Annotated in this window: 7 protein-coding genes; 3 read left to right on the plus strand and 4 right to left on the minus strand. The window is 72.3% G+C overall.

Translation table 11 applies throughout. The annotated features are described in order from the left end of the window. Positions 1-35 precede the first annotated feature (35 nt). The 4 genes from VF746_12010 to VF746_12025 all read right to left on the minus strand — a co-directional run bounded on the left by VF746_12010 (position 36) and on the right by VF746_12025 (position 9,634). Positions 36-5,060, minus strand: a complete 5,025-nt coding sequence (locus tag VF746_12010; protein ID HEX8693140.1) for a translocation/assembly module TamB domain-containing protein — start codon at positions 5,058-5,060, stop codon at positions 36-38. A 1-nt stretch (position 5,061) separates the two neighbouring features. Continuing rightward, a complete protein-coding gene (locus VF746_12015; GenBank protein HEX8693141.1) occupies positions 5,062-7,281 on the minus strand; it encodes a BamA/TamA family outer membrane protein in 2,220 nt (739 codons plus the stop codon). A gap of 297 nt (positions 7,282-7,578) precedes the next feature. Next, positions 7,579-8,112 (minus strand): PPC domain-containing protein, encoded by a 534-nt coding sequence (locus VF746_12020; protein HEX8693142.1) that lies wholly within the window; start codon positions 8,110-8,112, stop codon positions 7,579-7,581. A gap of 268 nt (positions 8,113-8,380) precedes the next feature. Then, positions 8,381-9,634, minus strand: a complete 1,254-nt coding sequence (locus tag VF746_12025; protein HEX8693143.1) for a DEAD/DEAH box helicase — start codon at positions 9,632-9,634, stop codon at positions 8,381-8,383. Between the two features lie 515 nt (positions 9,635-10,149). On the opposite strand from VF746_12025, the gene VF746_12030 reads away from it, so the two are divergent. The 3 genes from VF746_12030 (at position 10,150) to VF746_12040 (ending at position 13,722) form a co-directional block, all read left to right on the plus strand. Further along, entirely contained in the window at positions 10,150-11,298 is a 1,149-nt protein-coding gene (locus VF746_12030) for a serine hydrolase domain-containing protein (protein ID HEX8693144.1), read from the plus strand. 134 nt (positions 11,299-11,432) lie between these two features. Further along, on the plus strand, positions 11,433-11,861 hold the full coding sequence (locus VF746_12035) for a hypothetical protein (protein HEX8693145.1): 429 nt from the start codon (positions 11,433-11,435) through the stop codon (positions 11,859-11,861). A 676-nt stretch (positions 11,862-12,537) separates the two neighbouring features. Next, positions 12,538-13,722 (plus strand): Ig-like domain-containing protein, encoded by a 1,185-nt coding sequence (locus VF746_12040; protein HEX8693146.1) that lies wholly within the window; start codon positions 12,538-12,540, stop codon positions 13,720-13,722. The last annotated feature ends 66 nt before the right edge of the window (positions 13,723-13,788 follow it).

Below are 13,788 nucleotides of genomic sequence, written 5' to 3' on the forward strand. Positions count from 1 at the left end.
AGGGCCCGCCCCGGTTCCCCGGGGCGGGCCCTGCGTCATCTTCGCTTCTCCTCCCGCCGCTCGTCCCGCTGCGGGCTCTCCGGGGGCGGCGGGGGCGCCGGCTCGCCCGTGGGCGTCGACGGCTTGCCGGGCTCCGGCTGGCGGGGGTCGCGCCTGCGCCGGCTCGGGCCGATGTCGGCCTGCACCTTGGGGCGGCCGTACTCCCAGCGCGCCCGCGCGTCCACCGTGATCTGGTTCCCCCGGTTGAACTCGCGCCGCACCAGCGGGTCGCGCCGCACCGGCTCGTACGCCGCCCGCAGGCGCAGCCGCCGCGTCACCTCCCAGTCGATCGCTCCGCCCAGCTTCTCGTTCCCCGAGAACACGTCCACCAGCTGGATCGAGGCGAAGACGTTGCTGACCACCTCCTTCCCCGCCTCGATCGACACCGGGCCCAGGAGCCCCAGCCCGAAGGTGCTGGCGCTCGCCCCCGACGCCCCCACCGAGGCCGCCGCGGTGCTGGTGCGCACCCGCACGTAGTCCACGAAGCCGGTCTTGATCAGCGTCCGCTCGATCTGCCCGGCCAGCCAGTTGCCGATCGCCTCCTGGAAGAAGATCCCCCGCGTGATCTCGTCGGGGAGCCCCTCCAGGTCCTCGAAGCGCCGCCCGAACACCAGCAGCTCCGCCAGCTCCGACGACGGCAGCGGCGGGCGCGTGTCGGAGGTGAGCTCCACCTGCGGGTTCTGCAGGGTGCCGGTGACGTGCACCAGCACCGTCAGCGGCTCGTCGCGCGTCCCCGAGCGCACCTCGTGCGCGGCCGTGATGTCGAGCGCCGGGTTCAGCTCCGGCGTCCCGAAGAAGCGCACCTCGCCCTCCACCACCTCGAACTCGCGCTCGACGGTGAGCACCTCCAGCGTGTAGGTGCCGCGCACCGCCTGCACCGCGCCGTAGATGAGCGGCACCTCCGAGCCCGGCGGCCGGTCCACCGTGATCCCCTCGTCGCCCGAGGCGATCTGGATGCGCGCCTCGGGCGACTCCAGCCACACGTTGTCGCCGATGTCGATGCGCAGGTCGCGCGGGACGAACGCCGCCAGGAGCGCCGCCGCCCCCTGCGGCGCCGTCGCCGTGTCGGCCCCCAGCGCGCCCACCTCCGCGGCCACGATCTCGCGCTCCCGCTCGGCCCCGAACTCCGGCAGGTAGATCACCGCGTCGTTGATCTCCATCCGCCCCGTGAGAGAGGCGCCGGGGAAGTTCCCCGTCACCCGCAGCCGCGCGTTGACCTCGGCCTCGGCCAGCTCGGGGTTGTCGGCCACCTTGAAGTCGTCCAGGACGAGCGCCAGGTCCAGCAGCGGCCGCGTGGGGTCGTCCAGCCGCACGGTGCCGTTCAGGAAGGCGCTCCCGTCGTTGCCGCTCCGGGCCCTGAGCGAGTCGATGCGGATCTCGTTGCCCGCCAGCGAGAGCCGGCCGTTGATCGCCGACCAGCGCGCCTTCAGCGGCACCACGGTGAGCGCGCCGCGCTCCACCGAGGCGCTCCCGCTCACCCGCGGGTCGCCGGGAGTGCCGCGCACCTCCACCTGCGCCCGCATCACCCCTTCCGCGTCCTCCACGAACTGCGGGAAGCCGGCCGCCACCAGCCCCAGCGGCACCGAGTCGGCCGCGATCGTCGCGGTGAGCGGCCCGTTCTCCAGCACGTCGAAGCCGGGGACGATCCCCCCCAGCGTGAGCGTCATCGGCACCGTGGCGCGGGCGGCCAGCACCTCGCGAGAGCCCACCCGCACCCCCGCGCTCGCCTCCAGCCGCCCGGCCGCGTAGTTCGCCACCACGTGCACCGAGTCGGCCAGCGCCCCGCCGAAGCGCAAGCTGTCGACCCGCGCGTCCAGGGTGAGCCGCGGGTCCTCCACCGTGCCGTGCAGGGTGGCGTCGACCCGCAGCATCCCCTCGGCGTCGGGGAAGGCGGGGAAGATGCGGTGCGCCTCGGCCAGGTCGATCCCCTCGGCGTGCAGGCGGAAGTCGGCGCTGCCGCGCGGCGGGATGGCGCCGTCCATCGCCAGGAAGCCGCTCCCCGCGCCCGTGCGCCGCAGCAGCAGGTTCTCCACCGCCAGCCCCCGCTCGGCCGCCCACCCCACGCGCGCCCGCTCGGCCAGGCGCCACTCGGTCCCCGCCACCCGCAGCGTCAGCTGGTCCAGGATGGCGCCCTGCACGGTGAGCCCGCCCGGGACCAGCTCCAGCGTCCCGGCCGCCGTCAGGTCGGTCTGCGGGTCGCGCCGCGCCGAGAGGCCGAACGAGGCCCGGCCGCGCGAGGCGTTCCCCTCCAGGGTGAGCGCCTGCAGGCGCAGCCCGCCCGACTCCAGGTCGGTCCCGTCCAGCTTGGCGGTGGCCGTCCACCCCGCCGGCTCCTTCACCCCGCGCGCGTCGAAGTCCAGCGACCCCGCCGCGTACTTCCCGTAGCGGAAGCCGCGCGCCTGCCCGGTGGCCGCGAAGGTGGGCATCCGGATCGTCCCGCCCACGCTCCCCCGCGCCAGGAGCGACCCCGCCAGGTCCGGGAGCGTGTCGGCCCCGGGGACCAGCGGGCGGACGGCGGCCAGGTTGGGCACGTCGAGCGAGAAGGTGAGCGGCACCTCGGCCGGGCGGGTGATCCCCAGCGCCCCGCGCGCCTCCAGCCGCCCCCCGCGCACCGCGAAGAGGAGGGTGTCCACGCGCAGGATGTTGCCGTCGCTGGAGAGGCGCGCCACCCCCGCCAGGAGCGGCAGCCCGCCGATGGTGGACCCGGCCGCCAGGTTCAGGTCGACGCGGCCCACGAACGTCTCCGGCGTGGTCCCCCGCCCCTCGACCGACACCGTCCCCGTCACCCGCGAGCGCGGCAGGAAGGAGAGCAGCGGGAGCCCGGAGAGGTCCAGCCCGCCTACCGCGCCGCTGACCGCGTAGCGGGGCACCGTCCCCGGCTGGAACCACCCCTCCAGGTCCAGCGCGCCCTGCGGCCCGCGCAGCCCCACGTCGAAGCGGTACGGCTGCCCCCCGCCGCCGGCCAGCCGGATCGGCCCGCTCACCGGGCCCGGCAGCAGGTCGGGGCGGCCCAGGAGGAGCCCCAGCTGGAAGTCGTCCACCCGCCCGGTTACGTCGAACACCGCCGGCCCGCCGCCGGGGCGCCGCACGGTGCCGCCCAGGGTGAAGCGGCCCTGGCCCGCCGCCATGTTCACGTCGAAGCGGAAGTCCTCCGTGGTCCCCCGCGCCGCGAAGGTGCCGGTGAGCGGGCCCTCCACCGGCGTCCGCGTCGCCAGCACGCCGCCCGGCCGGAACGCCTCCACCCGCCCCGACACGTCGAAGCGCGGCGCCGCCCCGCCGAAGGCCAGCGTCCCGCGCGCCTCCAGCGCCCCCGCCGCCCCCTCCAGGTCCACGTCGAAGCGCGCCTCGCGGTTGGTCCCCGAGAGGCGGATCGGCCCCGAGAGGGTGGCCGAGCGGAAGGGGAGGGCGGGGAAGAGCTCGGTGAGCGTGGCGAGCGCCAGCGGCTCGGCGCGCGCCTCCAGCCGGTAGCGCATGGTCTTGCCGAGCGACAGCTCGCCCGAGAGGCCGGTGAGGCGCGTCTCCGGCGCGGTCCCCACCGCGTACGCCAGGTCGCCGCCGCTGATGCGCAGCTGCGCGAGCGTCCCCGAGAGGGTGGCCCCGCCGCGCAGCGTCCCCCGCAGCAGGCCGCGCTGGGCGGGCGCGGCGTCGGCGAAGAGCGCCAGGTGCACCGGGTCGGCGCTCACCCGCAGCCCGTCGAAGCGCACCCCCTCCGGGCCGAAGCGCACCAGGCCGCGCGCGGTGAGGGACGACGGCGGCACGTCGCGCGTCGTCTTCGGGGTCAGCGTCGCCGCCAGGTCCACGCGCAGCGGCCCGCCGCGCCCGGCCTCCAGCACGTCCAGCGAGGCCACCGTTCCGCGCAGCTCGCCGGCGACGGGGAGGTCCTGGGCGAACCCCAGCGTCTCCAGGTCGCGCAGGCGGAGCGGCGAAAGAGTCAGCCGCGTGTTGGAGAAGACCGGCTCCGCGCCGGGGGTGGTGACGGCCGTCAGGCGCCCGGAGACGCGCGAGTCGAGCACGGCCACGTCGGCGTCGGTCACCGTCCAGCGGGTGCGGCTGCCGGCGAGCGTCTCGATCGCCAGCGCGAAGCGGGCGGTCCCCTCGCGCGGCACGGGGAAGCCCATCCCGGCCAGGTCGCGCAGGTCGAGCGGGTGGGCGCGCAGCCGCACGTCGTAGCGCGGCGCGGGCCCGCCCGTGGCGATGGAGCCCTCGCCGTCGAACGAGGAGTACGGGGTGCGGAAGGTCTGGAGGTCGAAGCGGATCGTCTTGTCGCCGCGGTCCTCGAACCAGCCGGCCAGCGCCTCGATGCGCGTGTCGGGATTGGTGACGCGGGCGCTGGCGCGCGCGATCTCCACCCGCCACCCGGTGCTGCCGCCCACGCGCACCATCCCCAGCGTGGCGTCCAGGTCGTTCACGTAGTGGACGTTGAGCCACCGCCCGCGGTAGCGCACCACCTCGGGCGTGCCCCCGGAGGCGTAGCGCGCGGGCGGCCCCCGGCGCGGCGGCGTGGACGGCGTGGCGATGCGCGCCCGCCCGTCGACGATGCGTAAGCTTCGGAAGACGAGCGGGCGGGCGGCCGACTCCTCGTCGGCCGCGCCGGGACGCTGCACCGGCTGGCCGCGCGCCTCCACGGCGAAGATCTGGAAGACGTTCCACTCGCCGCGCGCGTCCTGCACCATGCTGAGCTTCGGCCGTACGATCTCGCCCTCGTCGAACACGATCGGACCGGTCCCCGCCAGCGAGCCGGCCAGGAGCCGCGCGCGGACCACGGGCGAGGCGGCGATGGTGTCGCCGCTCCGGTCCAGGAAGGCCACGTCGCGCAGGAGGATCCGCAAAGACCCGTCGGGCTCCACGTCCTCCAGCTTGAACGCCTGCTCGGGGAGGCCCAGCGCCACGCGGACTCGCTCCTCCACCACCCGGGTGCGCGCCGCGTTCACGTACAGGTACACCACCAGGAAGGTCCCCAGGAACCCCGCCAGCACGCCCACGACGAGCAGGGCGACCCGGTCCAGGCGGCGGCGCGCCATCCTAGAACGCCGTCCCGATGCTGAGGTGCAGCGTCAGCCGGCGCGTGCAGACGCGCCGCCGGGTGGGGACGAACTCGCGGTCCAGCGGCCCCTCCAGCGAGCCGGTCTCGGTGATCTTGAAGAGCGGCCCCGGCACGCACCCGTACGGGTTGTAGGCCAGGTCTGCGCGCAGCGGCCCCACCGGCGAGGCGTAGCGCAGCCCCGCCCCCGGCGTGAAGCGCAGGCCGGGATCGGAGGTGAGCGTGTCGGACGACCACACCCGCCCCGCGTCCACGAACGCCGCCAGCCGCAGGTTGTCGCGGAAGAACGGCGAGGGAGCGGTGAGCTCCGCGGTGCCCACCACCATCCCCGTCCCCCCCGTCCCCGAGGCCACCAGGTCCACGTCCGGCTTCTCGTCGTCGTCGCCCTCGTCGGGGCGCACGCGGCGGATGTAGACCAGGGGGCCCAGCTGGTTGCGGCGGTAGCCGCGCACCGTGGTGGCCCCGCCCGCGTAGAAGCGCCGCTGCGGCGGGATGAAGCCGTCGCCCACCACCCCCTCCAGGAAGGTGCCGCCGGTGAGCCTGAGCTGCAGCACCCAGTCCTCGCGCAGCTCGCGGTAGACGCTCCCGTCGCCCAGCACGCGCAGGTACTCGTCTTCCGAGCCGATGAAGCTGGAGGCGTAGTCGGTGCCCAGGCGCACCTGGTAGCCGCCGCTGGGGAAGGGGTCCAGCCGCACCCGGTTGCGAAGGAGCCCCAGCGACAGGAAGTTCGACCAGCGCGGCTCCTTGAGCGTGGCGATGTCGCCGGGCTCGCACACCTCGTACGCCACGCAGAAGAAGAAGTCGCTGGCCTGGGTGCTCCCCCGCTCCACCGTGAAGGTGGTGGAGAACACGGTGAAGGGCGCCACCTGCCGGATCAACCCCACCTGCCCGCCCAGCGCCGTGCGCACGTAGAGCCCCAGCTCGGAGATGCGCTCGGTGTACGCGCTGGCGCCGATGCTGGTGCGGGTGCCGAACCAGCGCGGCTGGAGGAAGTCGGCCGCCAGCCGGTAGTTGATCGCCTGCGCGATCAGCGTGTCCACCCGGGTGGGCTGGTTGTCGAGGCTGAACTCGCGGCAGAGCGAGTTCTCCAGCCCCGCGTCCAGCGGCGTCCCCACGCCCACCTTGGAGACCAGCCCCGAGACCTCCAGCCGCCGGGCGCCGCCCAGGAAGTTGCGGTCGGTGTGGCTGGCCTGGCCGCGGAAGCAGTCCAGCGTGCCGTACCCCGCCGAGAGGTCCACCGCGTAGCGCGGCGCCTCCACGATGCGCACCAGCACCGTGCTCCCGATGCTGTCGCGGTCCAGCTCCAGCGAGTCGGGGGTCACCTGCAGCGACTCGGGCGCCACCTCCACGGTGGCGTAGTCCACCAGCTCCAGGTCGTACAGGTTGCGCTGGCTCCGGGCCAGCTCCGTGCTCCGGAGCCGCTGCCCTTCGCGGAACGAGAGCGAGTGCAGCGCCGTGCGCTGGGTGAGCCGGTAGTTGCCCACGAAGATGATGCTGTCCACCGTCACCACCGGCCCGGGCACCGCCTGCAGCTGCACCTGGGCCGCGTCGGCGATGGTGTCGATCTGGTAGTTGCGCAGCACCTGCGCGTAGGCGTGCCCCTCCTCCAGCAGCGCGTTCCTCACGGTGTCGACCGAGGCCACGAAGTCGATGCGCCGGAACGGCTCGCCCACCTTGAGCGGCACCCGCTTGACGAGCTCTTCCTCGGGGATCGCCCGCTCGGTGCCGTCGATCTCCAGCGCCGTGAGCCGCACCAGGTCGCCGGGGAGGATGGCGAAGCGCACCGCCACCTTGTCGTCGCCCGCGTCGGTGACCGAGGGGGTCACGCGCGTGCCGTAGTAGCCCTGGTCGCGGTAGAAGAGCTGGATGCGCACCACGTCGCGCGCCAGCACCTCCAGGTCCAGGTGGTAGTCCTTGTCGAGGAGGCCGAAGGGGCAGACGTGGAGGAAGAGGAACCCGCAGCTGCTGGGGCGGGTGGTGACCACGGCGTTCAGCGAGTCCTCGGGGACCTGCAGGTCGCCCGAGAACTCCACCTCCTTCACCTCGCGCCCCTCGAAGGCCGAGAACTGGGGGAGGGGGCCGGCCGGCGCCCCGCCGCCGGCGCTCGCGCACGCGGCCAGCGCGGCCGCGGCCCAGAGCACGACGAGCGCGCGCGGGCCGCCGAAGGTCGCAGAGGCGCCGCGCTGGGGGCGTGCGAGCATTCAGGGACTCGGGAAGCGGGACATGCCGCGGCGCCTGCGCGCGGCGGACGCCGGCGGTGCGGCAGGAGCCGCCGGCGCGACCGGCAATCTACATCGGCGCGGCGCGGGATCAAACGGCGCCGCGGTCGTCTCTGTCTCGGGAGCTCCGCCGCCGGAAGCGCGGCGGAAACGCTCGTCGCACAAGCATCCCGTGTGCCAGCCGCCCCGGAGCCGGGAATCCGCGCCGCTGCTGGCCCGGCCGCGCTCCGCCGCGCGGGGGTGTGTCTCCCCGCGCGGACGTGCTGTCCTCCCAACGGGTTACGATCCGCCGGGGAGCCGGCGCGGGCGGGTGCGCGGCGCGCCCTCCGGGCCCGGCGCCGCCGCGCGGTCCGCGGCCGGCGCGGCGATCGCGCCCCCCACGCTGGAGAGCGTGTACACGCCCTTCTCGCGCCGGTCCAGCGAGTTCACGCCGATGTAATAGGTGCCGGCGGGGAGGATGTCGATGATCCGCGCGTCCGTGCTGGCCGGGAGCTCGAAGTCGTCGTTCTGGACCACGACCGTGCTGTCCGAGTCCGCCAGGACCAGGTACGCGTCGAAGTCGTCGGAGCGCAGCGTGATGGTGACGGTGCGCGGGGACGCGAGGACGAAGCGGTACACGTCCAGGCGCGAGCGGTCCTCGAAGCGGCAGTCGTCGTCGACCAGCGAGTCGACCACCACGTCACCCAGGCTGTAGTCGCGCACGGAGGCGGGGTGCTCGCGGAGGCACTCGGCCAGGTCCCCGGCGTCGGCGGGGTTGTCGCACGCCGCCGCCCACGCCAGCAGGAAGACGGCGGCCATGCAGAAGGCTCTCATGCGAATCGGGATCGTCCGTGGAGTAGAGGCGCCCCTCCCTGGCACCTGTTGCTTCTCGTCAAAATGAATGCCGGTGCGAAACGGGGAAAGAGCAAAGGCCTCACGCAGAGGAAGCAGAGGTAGCTGAGGAAACCCACACGGGCGGTGTGTTCTCTGCTTCCTCTGCTGACTCTGCGTGAGGCTTTTCTTTTAGATACCCTCGATAACGACGAGAGGACGGCCCCCACGCGGGGAGCCGTCCTCTCTGATTTCCGACTACCGGCCTGGCTCAGCCGACCTTGAGCAGCTTCTGCAGCTCCTCGGGGGTGAGCTCCTTGCCGGCGCGGGCGCCCAGGCGGCGGCCTCGGGTGGCGCGCTGCTCCTGCGGCGTGGGCGGCAGCTCCATCTGCGACTCGTCGCCCTCGCCCAGCAGGCTGAAGCCGGGGACGTGCACGCGGGGGATGCGGCGGCCCAGCAGGTGCTCCACCGCGGCCACGTCGCCGATCTCGCCGCCCGACATGAAGGTGATGGCGATCCCCGTCTCGCCCGCGCGCGCCGTGCGGCCCACGCGGTGCACGTACCCTTCCGGGTCCTTGGGCGCGTCGTAGTTGATCACGTGGCTGATCCCCTCGACGTCGATCCCGCGCTGCGCCACGTCGGTGGCGATCAGGATCTTCACCTCGCCCTCGCGGAACTTCTCCAGCGCGCGCACGCGCTGCGTCATGTTCCGGTCGCTGTGCATCACCTCCACCTGGTGCCCGGCGCGGGTGAGCTGGGTGGCCAGCCGGTCGGCGCCGAACTTGGTGCGGCAGAACACCAGCGCCGAGTCCCACTGCTGCTCCTTGAGCAGGTGCAGCATCAGCTCGGTCTTTTGGCGCCCCTCCACGGGGTAGACGAACTGCTCCACCCCCTCGGCCGTGGTGACCTTCGGCGCCGCCTCGACGGTGACGGGGTCGCGCAGCATCTCGTACGCCAGCGACTTCACCGCGTTGGGCATGGTGGCCGAGAAGAAGAGCGTCTGGCGCTCCCTGGGCACGCGGCGCAGGATCTGGTCGATCTGCGGCTTGAAGCCCATGTCGAGCATCCGGTCCGCCTCGTCCAGCACCAGCACCTCGACCTCGGAGAGGTCCACGTTGCCGCGCTCCAGGTGGTCGATCAGGCGCCCGGGCGTGGCCACCAGCACCTCGAAGCCCGCGCGCAGGTCGCGCATCTCGCGGTCCAGCGGCACGCCGCCGTACACCACGCCCACGAACATCTCGACGCCCCTCGCGTACTCCCTCGCGTTGTCGGCCACCTGGATGGCCAGCTCGCGGGTGGGGCAGAGGACCAGCACCTTGAGGCCCTCCTTGCCGCGCATCCGGTGCAGGGAGGGCAGCATGAACGCCGCCGTCTTCCCCGTGCCCGTGGGCGCGCGGCCCAGCACGTCCTTCCCTTCCAGCGCCAGCGGGATCGCCTGCTGCTGGATCGGAGTGGGGGTCTCGTACCCCAGCTCCGTGACGGTCCGCACCAGCTCCGGTGCGAGGTTGAGCTCGTTGAATCGCATTCGTTTCCTCGTGTGGCCCGGGCTTTTCTCTTCCGGGTCCGCTGCATGGAGGCGCGCGGCATTCTCGCCGTTTTTCTCGCGTCGCGCCTTAAGTTTTCGTGGATTTGCCCGGGGATTTCGTGCTCCCGCGAGGTCGGCCGCGCTTGCGTGGCGGCCGCGAGCACCCGTGATCGGCTCCCGAGCAAGCTTTAAATCTAGCGAATTTCCAGCATTTACGCTACCCGTCCCCCGTATCCGCGCGCGGACCACCGTCGCGCATGCGTGCCGACCGGGGCCCGGGGACGACCTGATTGCAGTGGGGGATTGAATCGGACGGTTGAAATGGGCGATTGAAGCTGATTGACGATCTGCTTCGGTATTCGCGATCGAAGTTCCCTACGAGCCAGATTACCGGATCAGGTTCTCGAATCGGCATAAATCGTCCGCTACGACTGCGGGACGGGCGCGGCGGCGACTCCCCGGCGGCACTTCACGTGCTACGGGCCCGCAGGAACGCAGCCCTCCAAGGAGGCAACATGTGGAAGTCCCTCCCCGCTCTCGCCACCGCCGTCCTGTGCGGAGTCGCCCCCGTTCGCGCCCAGCTGCCCGAGGCGCAGGTCACGACCATCGAGCAGGCCATCACTTCGACGATGTCGCGGCTGCGCATCCCGGGCTTGAGCATCGCGATCAGCAGGGACGGAGACATCGTCTACGAGCGGGCGTTCGGCATGACGGATCTCGAGAACTCCGTCCCCGCCAGGACCACCACGGTCTATCGGATCGCGTCGAACGTGAAGCCGATCACCGCCGCCGCCGTCATGCAGCTCGTCGAAAGGGGCCGGATCGACCTCGATGCGCCGATCCAGATGTACGTGCCGGATTATCCGCGCAAGCGTCGTCCGATCACCGTCCGGCAGCTGCTCACCCACACCAGCGGCGTGCGGCATCACAAGGACGATGCGGAATACCACACGACCCGCCACTGCGACCAGCTGAAGCAGGCGCTGGAAATGTTCGGTCGCGATTCGCTGCTGCACGCACCGGGCGAGAAAGTGACGTACTCGACGTACGGCTACGTGCTGCTCGGCCTGGCCGTCGAGGGGGCGTCGGGCATGCGCTACATCGACTACCTGCGCGAGCACATCTTCCGCCCCGCGGGGATGTCGCGAACCCGTGCCGACGAAGTGACGGACATCATCCCCAACCGGGCGTCGGGCTACGGCGTGACGAGCGCGGGGGCGCTTCGCAACGCGAAGCTCGTAGACACGTCGTGCAGGATGCCCGGCGGCGGGATCGTCTCGTCGGCCGGGGACATGGCGCGTTTTCTCGCCGCGCTGTCGACCGGCGCGCTTCTCAGCCGTGAGAGCGTCGCGCGCATGCAGACGAACCAGCTGTCGGCCGGTGTGATGGAGCGGACGCTCGCGGGCGTCGCGCTGCCGCCCGGATACCGGCCGCCCGGATTCGGGTTCGGCTGGGCGATCGGCACCGATGCGCGCCCCGATGCCGTGTGGCATGGCGGGAATCAGCAGGGTGCCACTTCGATCATCTACTGGGTGCCGGACGCGAGGGTGGGCGTGGCAGTCCTCACGAACCTGGAAAACCAGGGCACTGAGCTGGAGAACCTGGTGGAATCGATCGCCGAGATCGTGGCCCCGAACCGCCAGGGAGCACCGCCCGGGCGCTGACGACGGAGGTGCCGGATCACGTTCTCGCAAGCGCGCCTCCCGGATCAGCCTTGTCCGGCTCTCGCGCGGCCGGTAGACTGGCCTGGAGAGGACCTTCGACCCGCCCGCCCCGTCCTCCTTCCTCCGGAGGCATCATGCGCCGCTCGCTCGTCTCGTGGCCGCTCGTGCTGCTGCTGGTGGCGGTCATCCACGTGGACTGGCACGCCGCCCGGCCGCTGCACCACCGCCTGAGCCTGGACCTGGACTGCCACTGGACGCTGGCGATCCCCGTCTTCGCGCTGGCGGCGGCCTGGCTGCGCCGGCGCTCGCCCGGGCGGCTGTGGGAAGCGGCGGCCGCCAACCTGCTCCTGGCCACCCTCGGCGCGCAGGTGGTCGAGCCGCTGCTGTTCGAGGAGCTGTGGTACGAGCACCGCTTGGCGCTGATGACCGACGCGCTGCGGTGGACGGTGTTCGCTCAGTTCATGGCCGCCGGGCTCCTGGCGTTCGTGGCCACCGCCGCCGTGCTGGAGGCGCGCGCCCGGAGCGCGAATTCGTCTACGGGCACTCCCGACCCGGCCGTATAAAGCAGCGCGCGGAGCCGTTTTTCGCCGGTCCGGCTGCCCCGTAAACATTCGAATTAGATTTTTGGCGCCGTAGACACGCCGAATCCAAATACAAACCGAAAGCAAGAAACAGCAACGACTTACAAGATCGCGTCGTCGTTGCGGACAAGACTCTTGACGGCTCTGCGGCCGGAGATTATACCTATTCCTGTGCAGCGCGCGAGTCATCCCGGGGACGCTCGGGAGCCGCGCCCGGGGACCGTCAGGAAACCGGGGAACGCGGAAAAGGCTCTGCGACGTATGCGCCTGGATCGGCGGGAGTCCGATCGAAGGGCTGAGAAGGACAGGACGTCGCTGTTGCGCTCCGACGGCGCGGCGCAAGCCGGTCGAACGGGGTCCGAAAGGAGCCGGATGATGAATCCGGGGGTCGGGTCGACAGCCCGATGCAGCAGCCTCTCCAGAAGCCCGTACGGACCGGCTCTTCGTTAGGAAGCCTGTCGAACCAGTAGAGACGCCGCCCGTGCTGCAGCGCGGGTGGCGTCTCGTTTTGCATCCCCGCTTCTCGTCTCCTCCGCTGCTCCGCGGATCTGGCATCTGCCACGGTTCATGCGTCTCCAGTCCGGGTTTGGCCTCGCGGGCGACCTCAGGGCGCCGGCGAGACGCGCTGCTGTCGGGGGACGGAATCGGAGGTGGGATCATGCGCGCGCTCTTCGCCCTCGCCGCGGCCGGGCTGGCGGCCGTGGCCGTCGCGTCCGGCTCGGCCGCGGTCCAGAACCGCACCCTGACCGTCACCCCCGACTCGGCCACGCTGAGCGCCGTCGGGGCCACCGTGCAACTCACCGCCACCGTGCGCGACCGCCGCGGCGCCGTGATCCAGGCGAGCGGGACCACCTGGACGAGCCTGCAGACCGGCGTCGCCACGGTGAGCTCCACGGGGCTGGTCACCGCGCGCGCCGCGGGCACGGCGCAGATCGTGGCCACCTGGCGCAGCGCCGCGGACACATCGGTGATCATGGTCCAGGGCACCGCGCCCGCCCCGCCGCCACCGCCTCCGCCCCCTCCTCCTCCGCCGTCCGGCGGGGTGGTGATCAACGAGTGCGTGGCGCCGGGGCCGGGGTGGATCTGGTGCGACGACTTCGAGCAGGACCGGCTGAGCCGCTACTTCGAGTTCGTCACCAACAGCGGGAGCTTCTCACGCGCGGCCGGCGTGGGGGTGGCCGACTCGCACGGGATGCGGGCGCGCTGGGGGGTGGCGGGGCAGGTGGCGGCGGGGTCGCTCAGGGCGGCTTTCGGGCGCACGCCGTCCAGCTACTTCCGCCCGCTGGACGCGGGCACGGCGAACTACCGCGAGATCTACTGGCGGGTGTACCTGCGTCACGAGCCGGCGTGGACGGGCGGGGGCGGCTACAAGCTGTCGCGCGCCACCGTGCTGGCCGGCTCCAACTGGGCCCAGGCGATGATCGCCCACCACTGGAGCGGCGGGACCGGGCACAACTACCTGGTGCTGGACCCGGCCTCGGGCACCGACGAGGCGGGGAACCTGCGCACCACCATGTACAACGACTTCGCCAACCTGCGCTGGCTGGGCGTGGCCACGGGCACCACGCCGCTGTTCGACTCGGCCCACGTGGGGCAGTGGTACTGCATCGAGACGCACGTGCGGCTGAACGACGCCGGCCAGGCGAACGGCGTCTTCGAGTTCTGGGTCAACGGCAGCCTCGAGGCGCGCCGGAGCAACCTGAACTGGCTGGGCTCGTACAGCGCCTACGGGATCAACGCCGTCTTCCTGGAGAACTACTGGAACGACGGCGCCCCCAAGGCCCAGGAGCGCTACTTCGACAACTTCGTCATCAGCACCCAGCCGATCGGCTGCGGGGGTTGAAAGCGGGCGGATCCGATTGAAAAAGACGAGGCGCGAGTGGGTTCCGCTCGCGCCTCGTTGTGTTTG

The organism is Longimicrobium sp., assembly GCA_036389795.1.
GTDB lineage: Bacteria > Gemmatimonadota > Gemmatimonadetes > Longimicrobiales > Longimicrobiaceae > Longimicrobium.

Coding starts and splice junctions, on each gene's coding strand:
- VF746_12010 (HEX8693140.1), bottom strand. CDS start 5,060: ATGGCGCGCCGCCGCCTGGACCGGGTCGCCCTGCTCGTCGTGGGCGTG.
- VF746_12015 (HEX8693141.1), bottom strand. CDS start 7,281: ATGCTCGCACGCCCCCAGCGCGGCGCCTCTGCGACCTTCGGCGGCCCG.
- VF746_12020 (HEX8693142.1), bottom strand. CDS start 8,112: ATGAGAGCCTTCTGCATGGCCGCCGTCTTCCTGCTGGCGTGGGCGGCG.
- VF746_12025 (HEX8693143.1), bottom strand. CDS start 9,634: ATGCGATTCAACGAGCTCAACCTCGCACCGGAGCTGGTGCGGACCGTC.
- VF746_12030 (HEX8693144.1), top strand. CDS start 10,150: ATGTGGAAGTCCCTCCCCGCTCTCGCCACCGCCGTCCTGTGCGGAGTC.
- VF746_12035 (HEX8693145.1), top strand. CDS start 11,433: ATGCGCCGCTCGCTCGTCTCGTGGCCGCTCGTGCTGCTGCTGGTGGCG.
- VF746_12040 (HEX8693146.1), top strand. CDS start 12,538: ATGCGCGCGCTCTTCGCCCTCGCCGCGGCCGGGCTGGCGGCCGTGGCC.